This window comes from Cytobacillus sp. Hm23 (assembly GCF_051842895.1).
Classification (GTDB): Bacteria; Bacillota; Bacilli; order Bacillales; family SM2101; genus Nanhaiella.
Genome location: NZ_JBPXRQ010000042.1, coordinates 19,743 through 38,424, shown reverse-complemented (window position 1 = coordinate 38,424; position 18,682 = coordinate 19,743). Strand labels below are relative to the sequence as shown.

16 protein-coding genes are annotated in these 18,682 nt (G+C 34.4%); 8 read left to right on the top strand and 8 right to left on the bottom strand.

Annotated elements, in window-relative coordinates; genetic code table 11:
* Positions 1-231: 231 nt before the first annotated feature.
* The 5 genes from ACSVDA_RS20230 to ACSVDA_RS20210 all read right to left on the bottom strand — a co-directional run bounded on the left by ACSVDA_RS20230 (position 232) and on the right by ACSVDA_RS20210 (position 5,059).
* A complete protein-coding gene (locus ACSVDA_RS20230) occupies positions 232-1,398 on the bottom strand; it encodes an aminotransferase (RefSeq protein WP_485885578.1) in 1,167 nt (388 codons plus the stop codon).
* Complete coding sequence (locus ACSVDA_RS20225) at positions 1,395-1,895, bottom strand: Lrp/AsnC family transcriptional regulator (protein WP_485885576.1); 501 nt, start codon at positions 1,893-1,895, stop codon at positions 1,395-1,397. The genes ACSVDA_RS20230 and ACSVDA_RS20225 overlap by 4 nt, the downstream gene beginning before the upstream one ends.
* 77 nt (positions 1,896-1,972) lie before the next feature.
* Positions 1,973-3,385, bottom strand: coding sequence for a sensor histidine kinase (locus ACSVDA_RS20220; protein ID WP_485885574.1), 1,413 nt, complete (start codon positions 3,383-3,385; stop codon positions 1,973-1,975).
* A gap of 4 nt (positions 3,386-3,389) precedes the next feature.
* Positions 3,390-4,076 (bottom strand): response regulator transcription factor, encoded by a 687-nt coding sequence (locus ACSVDA_RS20215; RefSeq protein WP_485885572.1) that lies wholly within the window; start codon positions 4,074-4,076, stop codon positions 3,390-3,392.
* Complete coding sequence (locus ACSVDA_RS20210; protein ID WP_485885571.1) at positions 4,073-5,059, bottom strand: YncE family protein; 987 nt, start codon at positions 5,057-5,059, stop codon at positions 4,073-4,075. The genes ACSVDA_RS20215 and ACSVDA_RS20210 overlap by 4 nt, the downstream gene beginning before the upstream one ends.
* A 480-nt stretch (positions 5,060-5,539) precedes the next feature.
* Between ACSVDA_RS20210 and ACSVDA_RS20205 the strand changes: the two genes are divergently transcribed.
* Complete coding sequence (locus tag ACSVDA_RS20205) at positions 5,540-6,706, top strand: MalY/PatB family protein (RefSeq protein WP_485885569.1); 1,167 nt, start codon at positions 5,540-5,542, stop codon at positions 6,704-6,706.
* Positions 6,707-6,979: 273 nt separating this feature from the next.
* On the opposite strand, the gene ACSVDA_RS20200 is transcribed toward ACSVDA_RS20205, so the two are convergent.
* From ACSVDA_RS20200 to ACSVDA_RS20190, 3 genes are all read right to left on the bottom strand, one after another.
* Positions 6,980-7,570: a superoxide dismutase family protein gene (locus ACSVDA_RS20200; protein ID WP_485885567.1), complete on the bottom strand. Its 591-nt coding sequence runs from the start codon at positions 7,568-7,570 to the stop codon at positions 6,980-6,982.
* A gap of 246 nt (positions 7,571-7,816) precedes the next feature.
* A complete protein-coding gene (locus ACSVDA_RS20195; RefSeq protein ID WP_485885565.1) occupies positions 7,817-8,017 on the bottom strand; it encodes a hypothetical protein in 201 nt (66 codons plus the stop codon).
* An 18-nt stretch (positions 8,018-8,035) separates the two neighbouring features.
* Entirely contained in the window at positions 8,036-8,794 is a 759-nt protein-coding gene (locus ACSVDA_RS20190) for a peptidylprolyl isomerase (RefSeq protein ID WP_485885563.1), read from the bottom strand.
* A gap of 280 nt (positions 8,795-9,074) precedes the next feature.
* On the opposite strand from ACSVDA_RS20190, the gene kapB reads away from it, so the two are divergent.
* From kapB to ACSVDA_RS20155, 7 genes are all read left to right on the top strand, one after another.
* Positions 9,075-9,458: a kinase-associated lipoprotein KapB gene (gene kapB / locus ACSVDA_RS20185; RefSeq protein ID WP_485885561.1), complete on the top strand. Its 384-nt coding sequence runs from the start codon at positions 9,075-9,077 to the stop codon at positions 9,456-9,458.
* Positions 9,459-9,801: 343 nt separating this feature from the next.
* Positions 9,802-10,986, top strand: a complete 1,185-nt coding sequence (locus tag ACSVDA_RS20180) for an MFS transporter (RefSeq protein ID WP_485885559.1) — start codon at positions 9,802-9,804, stop codon at positions 10,984-10,986.
* A gap of 356 nt (positions 10,987-11,342) precedes the next feature.
* On the top strand, positions 11,343-11,777 hold the full coding sequence (locus ACSVDA_RS20175) for a hypothetical protein (RefSeq protein WP_485885557.1): 435 nt from the start codon (positions 11,343-11,345) through the stop codon (positions 11,775-11,777).
* A 34-nt stretch (positions 11,778-11,811) separates the two neighbouring features.
* Positions 11,812-13,140 carry an ArsB/NhaD family transporter gene (locus ACSVDA_RS20170; RefSeq protein ID WP_485885555.1) on the top strand — a complete coding sequence of 443 codons (1,329 nt, stop codon included), beginning with the start codon at positions 11,812-11,814 and terminating at the stop codon, positions 13,138-13,140.
* A 581-nt stretch (positions 13,141-13,721) separates the two neighbouring features.
* A complete protein-coding gene (locus tag ACSVDA_RS20165) occupies positions 13,722-14,393 on the top strand; it encodes a response regulator transcription factor (RefSeq protein WP_320209520.1) in 672 nt (223 codons plus the stop codon).
* Positions 14,390-15,742 (top strand): ATP-binding protein, encoded by a 1,353-nt coding sequence (locus tag ACSVDA_RS20160; protein ID WP_485885553.1) that lies wholly within the window; start codon positions 14,390-14,392, stop codon positions 15,740-15,742. The genes ACSVDA_RS20165 and ACSVDA_RS20160 overlap by 4 nt, the downstream gene beginning before the upstream one ends.
* Before the next feature lie 417 nt (positions 15,743-16,159).
* Complete coding sequence (locus tag ACSVDA_RS20155; protein ID WP_485885551.1) at positions 16,160-18,682, top strand: EAL domain-containing protein; 2,523 nt, start codon at positions 16,160-16,162, stop codon at positions 18,680-18,682.

Here is an 18,682-nt window from a genome sequence, read left to right as displayed (position 1 = left end):
CTCACTGCCAACAAATAAGATAATAGAGGCACTACCACTCTAAATAGAAAAAGGTGAATCTGAGCTCGCTCAAATTCACCTTTTTCACTTTTTGAGGCTAGTTATGTCCCAGCCTCTTTTTATTACGCTCTATTGGCAACCTTTGTTGCTATTTGATATCAAATTAGGAAAACAACGATTGATAAGAAACAATTTTTTATTTCTCTAAAAATGACTATGCAGCCAGCCAAGTTAGCTATTCATAAAGCGATTAATTCGTTTGATTGCTTCTTGCAATTGTTCCATTGATGAAGCATAAGAACATCGGATATGCCCTTCTCCGCTCTCACCAAACACATGTCCAGGTACAACAGCGACCTTTTCTTGTATCAATAATTTTTCAGCAAATTGTTCAGAGGTCAACCCAGTACTTTTTATGGAAGGAAATGCATAAAATGCTCCCCCTGGTAGATGGCAATCAAGACCGATATCGACTAATGATTGAACAAAATAGTTCCGACGACGTCTATAGCTTTTTTTCATTCCCTCAACATCCTGACGTCCATTTTTTAACGCTTCAATCGCACCATATTGAACTGGTGTCGGTGCACACATCATGGAATACTGATGAATTTTGAGCATAGCCTGTAAAAGCTCAGCAGGAGCAGCAACATACCCTAATCGCCAGCCTGTCATTGCAAAACCTTTAGAAAAGCCGTTAATTACAATCGTACGCTCTCTCATGCTATTTACATTTGCTATACTATAGTGCTGCTCATCGTAGGAAAGTTCAGAGTATATTTCATCTGATATAACTACCAAATTGTATTGATCAACAATTTCTGCTATAGCTTCTAGTTCTTCTTTTGTTAACACCGCTCCTGTAGGATTGTTTGGAGAGCAAATCATAATCGCTTTAGTTTTCTCAGATATCACTTTTTCAATATGCTCTGGCTTTAGCTTAAATTGATCAGTTTCCGTTGTTTGTATAGTGATAGGTCTACCACCAGCTAATGTAACTAATGGTGCATACGACACAAAACTTGGTTCAACAACAATCACTTCATCTCCTTGATTAACAATAGCTCTTAAAGCAAGATCAAGAGCTTGACTAGCCCCAACCGTAACAAGAATCTCTTGCTCAGCATTATACTGAAGCATATATTGGCTCTTTAAGTATGATGCTATTTCCTGTCTCAGTTCAAGTAACCCTGCATTAGCAGTATATGACGTATACCCTTGTTCTAATGATAGTATACACGCCTCACGTATACTCCACCCTGTCACAAAATCAGGTTCGCCAACCCCTAACGAAATAACCCCTTCCATACTAGCTGCTAGATCAAAAAAACGACGAATCCCAGATGGTTTTAAACTTAAAACTGTATCTGATAAAAATGATCTTTCTGTATGAATCATGGTGACACCACAATACGCTGATCTTTATCATCTTGATCGAACACTGTACCATCATGTTTATATTTTTTTAACATAAAATGCGTAGTCGTTGAGATTACAGAATCAAGTGTAGACAACTTCTCAGAAACAAAATTGGCGACCTCTGGCATTGATCGACCTTCAATGACGACAGATAGATCATACGCTCCACTCATTAGATAGACAGATTTTACTTCCGGATAACGATATATGCGTTCAGCAACTTCGTCAAAGCCAACCCCACGCTTAGGAGTTACTTTTACGTCGATCATTGCAGTTACATTTTCGAGACCGTTGACTTTATTCCAATCTATCATTGGAACATATTGGACAATAACTTTAGAATTTTCTAATTTTTTTATACTTGCTTCAACTTCCTCTGTTGACAAGGAAACCATTTTTGCGATTGTTTCCGCAGGTAAACGACAATCAGCTTCTAGAACCTCAAGAATCTCAATTTCTTTTTGTGATAATTTCACGCATATCTCCTCCGCTTTTTTACGTATACACTGTTAGAATTTCTTCTGTTAATTTATTTATTATAGCATTTCAGTAATTAATTCGTTAATACCGGAAATGTAATATGAACTTGAGTGCCTTCTCCTAATTTACTGTAGAATGATATATTTCCGTTATGGGCTACAACAATTTGTTTAACAATTGCTAAACCGAGGCCGGTACCTCCATCTTTGCGAGTACGTGCTTTATTAATACGATAAAACCTTTCACCTAATTGATCTAAATGCTTTTCATCCATTCCTATACCTGTATCTGAAATGATTAGCTCACATTCATTATTTTTTACTTTTTTTAACTGAACTGAAATATTGCCTCCTTTATCAGTATAATGCATAGCATTATCTATAAGGTTATGAATAATTTGTTCAATACGATCTTCATCAGCATAAATAATAATTTCTGGATCCAGCATCATATTAAGTGAAATTTCGCTTTCCAACAAAATTGGTTCGTAAATTGCTAACGATTCTTCAATTGATTGTGAAAATACTAGTGGTACCTTTGTTAAGTTGTATACACTGCTCTCTAGCTTTGATAAGTCGAGTAAATCATGCACGAGTCGTTGCATTCGAGCAGCCTCACGATAAATCAATTTTAGAAATCGTTGTACATCCTCCTGTTTTTTTACGACGCCATCAACAATTGCTTCACTATAACCTTTTACATAGCTAATAGGTGTACGTAGCTCATGGGATACATTGGCTAGAAATTCTTTCTTCCGCTCATCCTCTTTTGCAATGGCACATGCCATATCGTTAAAAGCTTGTGCAAGCTTACCGATTTCGTCATTTGTTGATATTTTTACTCGTTCTGTATAATTCCCCTTAGACATGTGTTGGGCAGCTTGCTCAAGTTGCTTGAGTGGCTGAATCAATTTAGCAATAATTTTCCTCCCAAGGAGAATGGATAAAATGACAAATAAAACAGCAACTGGAATCCATAAATTAGTAATATCATTGATCATATCTGTAATATTCGCTAATGGGGTATATAAATAAATAATACCCTCTAGTCTATTTCCATCTAATAGAGGAATGATAACACCTAAAATCTGATGTCCCAATCTTTGTTCATATCCTATTTTGGATACGTGTTCACCTCTTAATAGTCGCTCTCTATCTTCTTCATCAATATATGATTCATAATCAATATCAAACGGTAGACATGCACTTAATTCTCTAGGATTTGTTATTAGCAACACTTCAGGCTCAGACATTTGGTTGTACCAATTAATTTGGTCAAGTAATTGGTCTGTTATTTCACCACCATTATAATTTGTAGCAAGTTGAGAGCCTTCTTCTTGAAGCGTTCTTCTTACATTTTCAACATAGTATTTTTCATAAAAATAATTTGATAATATATATGAAAAAAGAATTGTCCCAATAATGGCGAGACTAATAGTAATCCAAATTTTATGTGCTAATGTCAAATTTCTGATCACTTTAAACATCTTTTCACACCTCTAATTTATAACCAATACCCCATACAGTTCTAATCGAATCTCCAAACTCACCTAACTTTATCCTAAGCGTTTTAATATGAGTATCGACTGTTCTTACACCACCCTTATAATCAAAGCCCCAAACCCCTTCTAATAATTGCTCTCTACTCAATGCTTGACCTAGATGTTTACAAAAGAATAACAATAAATCAAACTCTTTAAGTGTTAACCCAATAGAGCTGCCATTTACTCGCACTTTACGACCTTTTTCATTAATTTCTAATAATCCATATTTAACAAATAAACCCTCCTCATTATGCATGCCTTGATTTGTTCGGCGTAAAACTGCATCTATACGGGCAATTAATTCACTTGGACTAAAGGGCTTTACAATATAATCATCTGCCCCCATTTTCAAACCGTATACACGATCCCACTCGTCACCTCTAGCAGTTAAAAAAATAATCGGTATGTTTGAGGTTTGACGTAGCTTCTCGCAAAATGTAAAGCCATCGATATCAGGCATCATCACATCAAGAATAATGATATCAATATTGTTTTTATCGAGTATGTTAAATGCCTCATTACCATCAGATGCATGGTATGATTCAAAATTATCACGCTCAACATACATCTGAATAAGGTTTCTCATATCCTCTTCATCATCAACGATCATTACTTTCTTCTTGTCAGTCATCATCGTTCACCTTCTCTTTTAATTAATTGAAATGGCCCTTTGCCTACTGGAATAATGCTTGTTATTTCCATTGTTTTTTGGTCAATAACATACACCTCATCACTATCATAGCTCGTGATAAAAAGCTCATCATTCATTGAAACCATTTCAACAGGATTCACACCTACATTTATTGCTGATATCTCTTCATATGTACTTGGATTGAATTTCCGAATCATACTTGATCCATGACTGAGGACAAAAATCCCTTCCTTTGTTTCAGAGAAAAATATTGGCATTGTTGGAGCGGCAATTTCCTCCTTCAGTTTTCCTGTTTCTAATGAAAACACACTAATGTTCGTCTCAATTTTGTTCGCATTACCATGCCCCCCTAGCCACAGTTCTTTATCCGCTTCTCGTAATAGTCCTCCTGTAGGCAAAGGATTTATGTTAAACGTATCGATAACCACATTATTAATAGCATCTACTACGGATAAACTTGTATCATCTATATTAACGACATATATTCTTTCTCCATCATTTGATTCAAACATACTAAATGGACGCTTCCCAATTTTTATTTCAGTTAGCTCCTCACCATTTAGAGAAAATTTTCGGATAGAATTTCTATTTTGATCAACAAGATAAATACTGCTTTTATCAGAGGAAAGAATTCCATTTACAATTCCTGCTCCAGTTTTCCAGGGAGTTAATTCTTTCCCTGTGGATAATTCATACAAATAAACACTTTCTTCATTCTTCCCATATAACATTAGTGTATCTTGATCAGGGAACATCAACCCTCCAGTAATTGCTCTATTTATTTCCCAAGACACCGTCTGCTCCTTATTAGAAATATCTATAAAAGATAGACTTGCATCCTTTATATTTACCGATACCACAGAGGATTGATGAAAATTAATTGGCTGAAATTGTTGTGTATTACTGCATCCTACAAGTAAAATGATTAGCATAACAGTAAGCATCAATACTTTTTGTTGAAACATATTTTTCACTCCTATAAAAGGGTTCAAACACTGAATCTTAGTTTGTTTAATGAGTTATAGATGGAATCTGTCAATCAATCAGTAAGAATCCCACCTACTATCCCTCATATATACTTAAGCTAATAGTTGTTCTTGTAATCATTATACATTTAAATTGTGTTCAAACAGTGAAGTTCATCTGCTATTGTTTAAGCGAATGGTTAATGGTTCTTAGTTCATCAACTAATTGATTTAATTAAGATGAGTCGTAGGACTTTAAACCGATGCATAAATATATACATGCTCTAAAAGCAAAGTAGTTGTTCGTACTTAGAAATTAAACTTATATATAATGCAAGTTCGCGGCTCCTTTTCTTCTTTACTACGATGACTAACATATAAAGCCACTTTTTATGGTGCTAATATAGAAACAATAGCAAAGAGTTTACAAAGGGGCCTTTGTAAAAAGTAGTATAATAAAAAGGGGTAGATGTGAAGAACATGGATAATCATTTTTTTGACCAAGTCATTGATCGGAAATATTCAAATTCTGTTAAGTGGGATGGTACTAAACGTGTTTTTGGTGTAGATGATGTGTTGCCAATGTGGGTTGCAGATATGGATTTCAAGGCGCCTCCACAAATACTAAAAGCAATACAGACTAGAGTAGAGCACGGTATTTTTGGCTACTCAGAACCACCTCTATCAACGAAAAAAGCTATTCAAAAATGGATGAACAAAAGACATCATTGGAATATCCGAGATAGTTGGATAACCTACTCGTCAGGTATTGTACCTGCATTAGCAACTGCCATCGAAGCGTACACAAAACCTGGGGATAAGGTTATGATGCAAACACCAGTCTATCCACCATTCTTTGACTTAGTCATAAAAAACGACCGGATTCCAGTCTATCATTCTTTTGATTTAGACGATGGCAAGTTCGAAATAAACTTTGACAAACTCGAACAACTAATTGATAAACAAACAAAATTGTTCTTTCTATGCAATCCTCATAATCCTGGTGGGAAAGTTTGGACTAAAGGTGAGCTAACAAAACTTGGTGAAATATGCTCATTACATAACATTACCATTATCTCAGATGAAATTCATTCAGATATTATTTTAGCAGGCACTCATATTCCAATTGCATCAATTGATGACAAGTTTGCTCAGCGAACTATTACTTGTATCGCACCAAGTAAAACTTTCAACCTTGCGGGTCTTCAAACAGCTGCTATTATTACACCTAATACGAAGCTAAGATTAGCTTTTCAAAAAGTTCAACAAAGGCAAGGATTCTATACTGTAAATGCACTGGGCATGGTTGCTATGGAAGCAGCTTATCAGTATGGAGAAGTTTGGCTGGAGAGCTTAATTGCATACTTGCAAGAAAACACTATGATTGTTGATCGTTATCTAAAGCAGCATCTACCAAGCCTTAAAATGATTAAGCCCGATGCTTCTTATTTGATCTGGATAGATTGCCGTAGTCTACACATGACAGATGAACAACTTAAGAGAAAATTATTAGTAGAAGGTAAACTGGCTTTAGAACCAGGCAGTAAGTTTGGTATAGCTGGTAATGGATTTGTTAGAATGAACATTGGTTGCCCAAAACAAACTTTATATGATGGTTTAAATAGACTGAAGAAAGCACTAGGATGAGTAACAAACATGTATAAATCCAATAATTTCACAAGCAATTAATTCATGTGTTTTTTAAAAGTCACTGTAAATCAGGTGGGGTAAATTCCCCACCTGATTTCAATATCAACATTTATTAAATGGTTTTGTCGCATTTCGTCGTATTAATTACTAAGTAACAAGTATGTATAAACCTAGTGTTCGTGGCATCTTTCTACTTACTGTGCTCATTTAATAACAATAGCAACTTTACAATATTACACTAAACTGCAGTTCTTAGTCATCATAAGCAATTTATTCCTCTTCCTTCTCTTCTTTATCTTTTTCATCACTATCGTCTTTATCAGATGGTTCTTCACCTTTGCTTTCCTCTTTAGAAATAACCCCACAAGCGATTCTTTCACCCGCATCACCTGCTGGCTGACTCATTCCATCATCCTTATCTTGATGAATAACGAGCGCTGTACCTTCCATAGTGAGTAATGAATTTTTATCTTCTTTTAACGTAACATCAGGGGCAGTAATATCTACTTTTACTTTTCCATCATCTTTAACGGTAATATTAGGTAAGTCTCCTGCATGTGGGCCTTCAGGCTGTAATAGGCCATGATCTTTATCTTCTGGATTAAAATGATTACCTGCTGACTTAAAATCTGGAGGTTCACACTTACCAGTTTCATGTATATGTATTGCATGCTCGCCTTCAGGTAAGCCCTCTAAATCAAGCTCTATTTTTACACCTTTGCTTTGTTCTGAAAATTTTGCTGTTCCAAGCGAATCTCCATCAGCATTATACATTTCTACATCTACCTTTGTTGGGTTTTCTTCTGTACAACCTATCGTCAAAATTAAAACAAATAACAAAGGATACAGTACTTTATACATTGTTACCTCCAAAAACACATTTTTCTTATATATTTCCCCCTATCCATTCCAATTATACAAAGGCTCTTTGCGTTATTTTGTTGCTTTTGTAACTAGATTAGAACAGCTACTCATGGATTTATTCAGTCGACATCATTGTTAGACTTGAAAAGACTCCACAATCGTATGATTTAAATATATTTTTCGATAGTACTTAAAGCAAAAGCTAGGTGATATCATCCTATAAAAAAAGAACCCTACTGAAATTTATTCAGTAGGGTCTTTCATTTGGTGTTTTTCCTCCAATATTTTTGCTCTTTGTTCCTCACGTGCTGAAACTTTTTTAAATATAACGAAAGTGACAAAAGCACCGATGGCAAAAATAACAAATGTTAACACTGCAGGTATATACTCCGTTTTATCTTCAGGAAAATACAAAAACAAATATAAAATAGCGAGTATTTTCATCTACACAACCCTTTCCAGCTACTCAATTACACTAATTGATTCGATAATTACCGGTTCAATTGGTTTATCATTCTCTCCAACTTCAACGTTAGCAATTGCATCGACAATATCCATTCCTTCTACTACTTGTCCAAAAACAGTATGCTTAAAATCTAAATGTGGGGTTCCACCATTTTCAACATAATATGCGATTATTTCTTCAGGGAAACCTGCTTTCTCCATTTCCGCTTCAAATCCAGAAGGAAGAATCTTATTTTGAACGATAAAGAATTGACTACCATTCGTATTTGGTCCACTGTTTGCCATTGATAGTGCTCCTCGAATATTAAAAAGCTGACGCGAAAATTCATCTTCAAAAGGTTGACCGTAAATGCTCTCTCCACCATACCCATTCCCTTCTGGGTCGCCACCTTGAATCATAAATTCATTAATAATTCGATGAAATGTTACGCCATCATAATAGCCATTTTCACTATGTGTAAGAAAATTTTCAACTGTCTTTGGTGCCAGCTCCGGAAATAGCTTGATTGTAATTATACCCATTGTTGTTTTCATTTCAACAACAGGAAAATTTGTAGTCTCATCAGATAATTGTGGATACTCAACCTTATCCTCAGTTTCTTCTTCATTATTTTCTTCTTGTTGCTCATCATTTTCATCATTGGATTGTTCTTGTTGTACTTGATCTGAAGAATTGTTTTCCTCCTTCACTTCCGCAGTGCCACATGCAGCAAGAATGAAAAACAGACTTGATATCATAACAATCATTTTTTTCATGGATTTAGTCTCCCTCTTTTTTTATATCAACTATTATCATATAAAAAAAGCAAGTCTACCACCAGTAAAAACTAATCTTTTGTCAATATGCACTTTTTACTTCATAATTGTAATTAAATATGAAAGCTCTTTTCGTATACTTTATAGCTGTATTATTTGAATTACGTTGGTTATATAAATGCATCATCATTGTTACGATGATGACATGCTACAAATGCTAACCTTCATAAAGTAGAAACAAGCGAAAACAGCAAAATATTATTGAATGGAGGAATATGTTTTGACACAAAATCACTTCCAAACCGGTGACATCGTTACAGCGATATATAAGACTGGGAAATATATTGGAGAAATTACTAACATTCGAGAAAACCATTATTTAGTCAAGATAAAAGCTGTTATTACCCACCCGACGCAAGGAGATCTGCATAATCCTAAACAAATTAACGTCCCATTGTTTCATGAACGTCGCGCGTTAGCCTTTGGTGAACAAGCAAACATTCCCAAGAAAATGGTTAAGCTATATAACGGAAACATCCTAGACTATGAAAAATCTTTACGCACAGCTCTTGAACTTATGAAAGAACAACTACAAGAAGACAACAGTGCGTGGGCACTTCAAAGTATTGATAACTTAATAAATCTAGAAAAAGAATATTTTTAAAAGGCTCTTGTTAACACGGTTATTCTGCAGCTAAAAATTGTCACAAATACTATTTTCAACTATTTTCCAATGCTAATATTAGCACAAAGAACATCCCATAATGCTTAAATCATAGTTAACATGAGCACCTTAAATAACGTCTAGCCTAAGAGTCCATTAACTTCTTTTAAGTATTTTTCTTTAACAAGTGTGAAAATAGCTAAATATAAGCAATTTTTCGTCAACTAAGCTATCGTATTAAATCATTTCATTCTGTAGCTTACTCATATATAATATGTTGATAACAATATCTTACATCTAAGAGGTGTTTATCATTTCAATTAAAAATAGAAATCTACTAATCATGTGGTTTGCAAATTTTTTTGTTGCTGCAAGTGCCACAATGATCATGCCATTCTTATCCCTTTTCATTGAAACGATGGGGGATTTTTCTGCTGACTATGTACAACGTTGGGCTGGTTTTGTATTTGGAATAACTTTTTTAACTGCTTTTTTTATGTCTCCCATATGGGGAAGGTTTGGAGACAAACATGGTCATAAAAAAGTTCTGTTAATATCGGGTTCTGGAATTGCGCTATGTACTCTATTAATAGCATTTGTTCAAAGTGTTGAACAACTTTTTACTTTACGTCTTTTGATGGGTGTAGTGACAGGCTTTATTCCCACCTCCTTAGCTCTTATATCTGCACAAACTCCGAAAGAAGAAGCAGGTAAGACTTTAGGCACATTACAAATGGGTACTGTTTCAGGAGGGCTCTTCGGCCCTTTGTTAGGTGGTTTATTAGCTGATGCTGTGGGCTTCCAATATACTTTCATTCTTACATCAGCTGGTATATTACTAGCTACGATTGTCGTTTTATTTGGAATTAAAGAAGTTAGACAAAGTAAGAAGAAAGGTAAACAACAAACATACTCAAGAAAAGAGGTACTTACCCATATCTTACACCAGCCAATACTCATTACCATTCTCTTAGTAACTACTTTGATCCAAATTGCGAATTTCAGTGTTCAGCCTTTGCTAGCATTATACGTCATTGATCTTACCAGTGGATCAAATATAGCATTTTTAGCAGGTATGGCTTTTTCTGCAACGGGCTTCGGTAACTTACTAGCAACAAGACAGTGGGGAAATTTAGGTGATAAAATTGGTCATGAAAAAGTACTTGTCCTTCTTCTAGTATTTTCTTCTGTTACATTTATTCCACAAGGATTTGCACATTCATTTTGGCAACTTGTTGTTGCTAGATTCATTTTCGGTATAGCAGTAGGTGGTTTAATCCCCTGCACAACTGCATATATCCGTCAAGTTTCACCAGTTGCTATGCAAGGTGAAGTACTAGGATACAATGTTAGCTTTCGTTTTTTAGGTAATGTCATCGGACCAATGATGGGTGGAGTGTTATCTGGTTATTTTGGCATTTCTTCTGTATTTTTTATTACTTCAGTATTATTTCTACTTGCTGCATGTATACTGTGGGGAGCAATCCATTATGTAAATAGACACTCCGAAAAGGCTCACTATTCATAGTGAATAGATCTAGTTTTCGCAAATGCTGTTTTTGCATTGATTTGATTGTTGCTTTTCATCTATAGATATTAGCACGTATACAATCTCATTTTTGGCATTTTTTCTACATTTAGAATTAATGAGTTCTCATAATACTGTTCATTTTTAGGAAAAATATTAACAAAGGTTACGAAAAGAGCCTTCAGAAAAAAAAATATGTGCACAAATCAACCAGGATAATAGCCTACTTTCTTCCTATATAAAGCATGGTTATAATCCTAAAAAAAAACAAAGAATAAAATTATTCTTTGTTTGAGTCTAACAGTAAAAACACATATAATGTTCTTTAGAGAACTGAGGACATAAGGAGGAAAGTTATGAAAAACGTTGTCATTCATAAAATGGTGAAGTTTATTTTAACCGAAGGACACCTTAAGGGGTACTGGGATAAACATGGTCATGATTTAGATTTTGGTTCTTTAACGAATGAGCAACTCGTGAGCTTGGCGAAAAAAGTTTTGAATAATGCGTCTCATAGTCAACTTGAGCAACATGTTGTTGGCCGTGGCTGGCGGACGGAAGATGAAACAGTTGGAAAGCTTCTACTGGAAGATAATTCAGAAAAAGATGAACATATTGAAGTAATTGATACATCCGTCTCTGGCTCTAAATCAAAAAAGCTACTAATCGACAGATTGTTAAAAGTCGATTGTGAGAAAGGCGACTTTTCTTTTTTTGTCGAAGACTTAAATATTGATGTAACAACACTTGTATGTCCAAAATGTGGTGGAAAAGTTATCGCTGACAACTAGAAGCTACAGATAAATATTAGAGGAGTGAATTTCATTGTATGAAGCAGTAACAACGGGAGTAAGCGACTTCCAATATTTTGCAGCTATTGCGATATTTTTAATATCGTATGCATTTATCATTACAGAAAAAATTAACCGTGCTGTCATCGCCTTATTAGGTGCGGGCTTAATGATCTTTTTAGGCATTGTTGATTTAGAAGCGGCATATGAGCACCATATTGAATGGGAAACTATTACCTTATTAATTGGTATGATGATTCTTGTAGCTATTACGAGTCAATCAGGAGTTTTCCAATATGTTGCAATTAAAACGGCAAAGCTAGCTAAAGGGAAGCCGATGAATATCCTACTTGCGCTTTCATTGTTGACTGCAGTAGGTTCAGCATTTTTAGATAACGTAACGACAGTATTACTAATCGTACCTGTTACATTTTCTATTACACGAATTTTGAAAGTAAATCCAGTTCCTTTTTTAATTTCAGAAATCATCTTTTCGAATATCGGTGGTACTGCAACACTTGTTGGTGACCCTCCGAACATTATGATTGGTTCAGCAAACTCACATTTAACGTTTAATATGTTTTTAGTTAATTTAGCTCCAGTCGTGCTTGTGATTATGGCTGTTACTTTTGTAATTATCTACTTCATCTATCGAAAACAAATGAAGGCAGACCAAGCTCTTATTGATAAATTAATGAACTTAAACGAAAAAGATTACATAAAAGACACTGTTTTAATGAAAAAATCAGTATCAGTGCTTCTTTTAACAATCTTAGGTTTCTTTGTACTTCACAGTATCTTCCATATTCCTGCGGCAGTTATTGCAATGGCAGGAGCAACATTGTTAATGCTAATTGGTGTGAAAGAGCATGATTTAGAAGAAGTGTTTGCATCTGTTGAATGGGTAACAATCTTCTTCTTCGTAGGTTTGTTTACATTAGTAGGTGGACTTATTGATATTGGTTTAATTGGAAGCTTAGCTGAAAAAGCACTAGAGGTAACAGGTGGAGATATTGGTACAGCGTCTCTTTTAATACTTTGGGTATCAGGTGTTGCTTCTGCAACAATTGATAACATTCCTTTTGTTGCTACAATGATTCCAATGATTCAAGATATGGCAATTGGAATGGGCTTAACTCCAGCTTCACCAGAAATAGATGTATTATGGTGGTCACTCGCTCTTGGTGCTTGTTTAGGTGGAAATGGTACACTTATTGGAGCATCTGCAAACGTGATTGTAGCTGGTATGGCATCTAGAGAAGGTAAAGGATTTAGCTATCTTGAATTCTTAAAAATTGGTGCACCGATTACAATCGTTTCACTTATCATCGCACATGCATATGTTTGGTTGAGATTTTTATAATATCTAAAAGCCTTTTTAAGAGGAGATTGGTCAATTATTATTGATCAATCTCCTCTTTTTATTGCGGTGACTATTCATATAGTTTTGTTACTATTGTTCCTAAACTAGTTAATAAATATGTCACGCAATCGTCATCGCTTTATAGAAGAAAAGATGCAACGAACTCGCATATATACGTATTTAATTGCTTAGAACGCACAACAGCAATTAGTTCTAGAGCAGCTTTAAAAAAGTCCCCTTTCTTATATTTTGTTGTTATTAAAGCTAAATTGAAGGAGCTAGATGGTGGATTTATTCAATGTTGTTTTAACAAGGAAACACCCAACCAACACTAATTAAATACGTTTTATTGCAATGAAAGAATGCATCACATAATTTCCCACAATTCCTTGATAATTCTTTGACAATATTGCCTATAATATAAAATATAAGTAATGTCTAAGCCCACAATGTCACGATCGAATGGGAGGTTAGCCCTTTTCTTAACACCTTAAAAAAAGTTATAATGATATTACCATAAGGGGCGTAAATGCATACGCCTCTTATGGTTGTGAAGACATATATGAGGAGGCTTTTTTCCATTGAGTTATTCGATATATCTAGTTGAGGATGAAATGAATTTAAACCAAATATTATCTACATATTTGCAAAATGAGGGGTGGCATGTAAAATCGTTTCATACAGGACTTGACGCTAAAAACTCAATAAAAGATCAGCCAAACCTATGGATTTTAGATATAATGCTCCCAGATATAGATGGCTATGAATTAATTAAAGCGATTAAAGAACACGATGAACAAACACCGGTTATTTTTATTTCAGCTCGTGATGAAGATCTAGACCGTATCATTGGATTGGAATTAGGAAGTGATGATTACTTAGCTAAACCGTTTTTACCAAAGGAGTTAGTTATCCGCGCAAAAAAACTATTAACTAGAGTTTATGGCAAGCAAACGGTACATAATGCCATTCATTATGGAAATTATGTGATTAACGAAGAAAAACGAACTGTACACAAAGAAAATGAAGAGGTTGTACTATCATCAAAGGAATTTGATTTATTATTATTATTTGTTAAAAACATAGGGCAAGCATTTTCCCGTGAACAAGTTCTTGATTATATTTGGGGAAGTGATTACTTCGGTTCGGACAGAGTTGTTGATGATTTAGTACGGAGAGTTCGCAAAAAGGTTACAGAATTGCGTGTTGAAACATTATATGGCTTCGGATATCGAACGGTTGAAGCAACATGAAAAATTGGCCTCTGTCAATTCAAATTTCTATTGTATTTGCTGGATTAATCATCTTTATCGGAGTGACATTAGTTACATTTATTCCTAACACACTGAACTCTTTTTTTACAAACGAAATTTTCACGACAATTGAAAACTCACAGCTACAGATGACAAATAATTATACACCTTCGGAAAACTCTCTTGAGCAACAACAAAGTGAGCAAAATGCTCGCTCCGTAAACCACGTTGTGTTAGATGCCAGGGGAAACACTATTGAAAACGCTATCCTTCCAATACAAACATTAACCAACATGTACATTAATGCTCGGAAACAAAAGGAAGGAACTGCTCGTTATGAAACACTTGTTCAAGGACAGACGATCTATTACACCATTAGTAAAATACAGATATTACGACCAAAGGGTGTTGAACAAGGTTTTATCATTTCTTTTATGTGGGATTCATACCGTAAAGAGCTAGTACACACACTATTTTCTCGGCTAGTACAATTAATGTTATTCGTCTTAATTGGTGGACTCTTATTAGCATTTTTGTTTGCAAAATGGCTATCAAAACCTATTGTTCAAATGAAAGAGCATGTACATCATATTGCAAACAGACAGTGGGATGAACCTATGGTTGTTGAACGACAAGATGAAATAGGGGTTTTATCTCAATCGATAGAAAAAATGAGAGTACAGCTAAAAGAGCAGGATAAAGCGCAACAAACCATGCTTCAACACGTATCTCACGATTTAAAAACACCTGTGATGGTCATACGAAGCTTTGCTCAAGCAATTCGTGACGGAATTTATCCAAATGGTACGATAGAACAAACTGCTGAAACGATTGAAAACGAATCGAAGAGATTGGAAACAAAAATTAAGGACTTACTGTATCTTACTAAGCTCAATTATCTTGCCCAGCAGCCAACTATGGATGAAACATTTAATGTAAAAGAGGTCATTGAAGAAGTTTATTCGCAATTCCAGCTTCAACGAGTAGATATTCAATTTGAACTATCCCTTTTAAGCATTACGATAACTGGTGATCGAGAGCAATGGAGAATAGCCTTTGAAAATATTATTGATAATGCCTTAAGGTATGTGAACAATATAATCAAAATTACGATGAATAAAGAATATGGGCAAATAATTATATCAATTTGGAACGATGGACCCACTATTCCAGATGATGAGATCGAAGACTTATTTAAGCCCTATACGAAAGGTAAGCAAGGAAACTTTGGCCTTGGGTTGACTATTGTAAAACGAATCGTAGATATTCACAATGCAGAAATTACTGTCTTTAATAGGAATCATGGTGTGGAGTTTTTATTTCGAATTCCTCTATCTAATAATGAATAAGTTATTATTTTCGCAATAAAATTACTACAAATAACAGGTAAAATAAAAGAAATATAAGGACTGGAATAACTAACTTAAGTTCCATCATTATAACTCTCCTTATCATTTGAAAATTGTTAACTGTATGAAGGGACCGCAACCTTAGTTTAACAAACAGTAGTAAGGAGAGTATAAACTACTTGTAAGAATATTATTAAGATTGTTAATTTTAGACTCGTCCTCCTCCCCAAAATATATGTCGTATACTTCCTTCCTTGAAAACAATGACAAGCATATAATTTGGAAAATAGCAGTAAATAATTTACAGAATAACCTCAAATAACTTATCGAAAAAACAAAATTCGCAATATTTGACATTTTTCTTCATTTAAAATATAATAAATTCTGGGAATATATTTTTTCCGAGGAGATCGATATATGACAATGAATAAACTTAACATTCATTTAAGCAAAGAAGAACAACAATTCTCTGTTTTTACTTTTATCGCTTCCGTTACTTTTATGATTGCTGTGTTTTTTTTAAACAATACTCATGTCATCTCTGAACAATTTTACTTTCCTATTTATATTATTGTCGGATTTATTTGTATAGCAGTTACCACTACTATTTCAACACAAAACGGATTTATTCCACCCTCAAAAATGTCACGACGTCAATTATACATAAGTGCTACTTTTTGGACTCTCTCATTATTAAATCTATTTCGGCTCTTGTCTTATGATGGAATGCCTCAGTTTATAGTCACTCATTCCATAGAAACTTCTGCATGGTTCTGGATAATCATCCAAGTGTTATTAGCTTCATCATTACTTGTTATTTATTATTCTAATGATTTAGTACTGATCACGCATAAAAAGTGGATTATTTATAGTATTTCTACACTAGTTTCAGTTATCTTATTCATGTCACTTTCTAACTCGGCTGTTCATTTTCCTAAGTTATACGAGTCGAATGGTGGCATAACACCGATACATAGGCTTCTAACATACATTGTATGCTTGTTCTATTTTGGAACTATTGTTATACTCCATAAACGTTACCGATCTGTTAAGATGTATTCATATTTAATAATCATTAACGCACTAATCATGTTTATACTCGGTCAATTGTTAGTTACTTTTTCGAACTACCACCATGATTTCATAAACCTCCTTGGACACATATATTTTCTTATCGGAACTCTTTTCATGTTGAAAGGAATATACCTTACAACAATAGCAGGACCAATGAATCAACAGCGAAGAGTAGAAAAGGCACTCTATACAAATGAAAAGAAACTTTCCGTCATTGTTGAAACAATTCCAAGTTCAATTATTATTGTGAATCGAGAAGGTGACCTGACATTTATTAACCCTGCCTTTGAGAGCTTAATTGGTTTAAAAAAAGAAGATATTTTACAAAAAAACGTCGCTGACCCCTTTTGGAAAATATCCAAACTAGATGGTACACCTATTCTTAGTAGTCAATTTATTTACGAACCTATTTTAACAACTAAAACTGCTATTATGAATAAACACTGCTTTCTTGAACGTAGTGATGGTCATAAGCTAGTTCTTTCTGTTAATGCGGCTCCTATATTCGATGACAACTATGAAATTATAAATATTATATATTCATTAAATGATATTACTGCATATTGGCAAGCACAAAACAAGATCAATGAACTTGCCTATTACGATGAATTAACACACCTACCAAACCGACAATTATTTATTAATAAAGTGAGGCAAGCAATTAAAAATCAGAATCTTGGCAAGAATATCGTCATTTTGTATATAAATTTAGACCGTTTCGAAAACGTAAATCATTCTCTTGGACATGATATAGGTGATTTGTTTTTACAAACGATTGCTAAAAGGCTTAATTCACTTACAAATGACCAAATTTCGGTTGCAAAGGTAAGTGCTGCTTTTGCAGTCTTGATTGAAGGAATTCATGAAAAACATGCGGATCAATATGCAGAAGATATTTTATCAACGATTCAAGAACCAATCGTAGCCAAAGGGTTCACTTTCCATATTACAGCTAGTATTGGAATCGCAATATATCCAAATCATGGAACAGATGTAGACACTCTTGTAAAAAATGCTAGTACTGCACTATATAAGGCAAAAGAGGTCGGGAATACATTTAAGACTTTTGATCAAGAGATGACGAAAGAGGCATATGAACAAATCATGATCGAAAGCGAATTGAGAAATGCGATTGAAAGAAATGAATTAACATTGCATTATCAGCCTCAAATTAATGTTTTATCTGGAGAAATAGTTGGCGTCGAAGCGTTGATAAGATGGGTTCATCCGCAAAGAGGATACATCTCTCCAGCAACATTTATTCCTATTGCTGAAAAGACAGGATTAATAGTTCCTCTAGGACAATGGGTGTTAGAAACAACTTGCCAACAACTGAAAAAATGGCATAACAAAGGGTTTGATACATTGAAAGCATCAGTTAATTTATCAATGCGCCAATTTTTTCAACATAACCTAAGGGACACAGTTCAACAAGCTTTAAATAAATCACAGCTTGACCCATATTTCCTTGAACTAGAAGTAACAGAAAGTGTAACAATCGATATAGATAGAGCACTAAATGTACTTGATGATTTAAAAAAAATCGGCGTTCAAATCGCAATTGATGATTTCGGTACAGGCTATAGTTCTCTTAGTCATATAAAAAATTTCCCAGTAGATAAGTTAAAAATTGATAAATCTTTTATATGTGATATAACAAATAATCCGAAAGATGCTGCTATTGTCTCTAGTATTACAACAATGGCCCAACAGTTAAACCTTAAGGTCATAGCAGAAGGCGTCGAAACTGAGGAACAAGTGAAATACTTAGATAAATTACGATGTCATACAATTCAAGGTTATTACTATAGTAAACCGATAACAGCAGCATCTTTTGAAGATTTGCTAAAACCTCAAGTATCATAA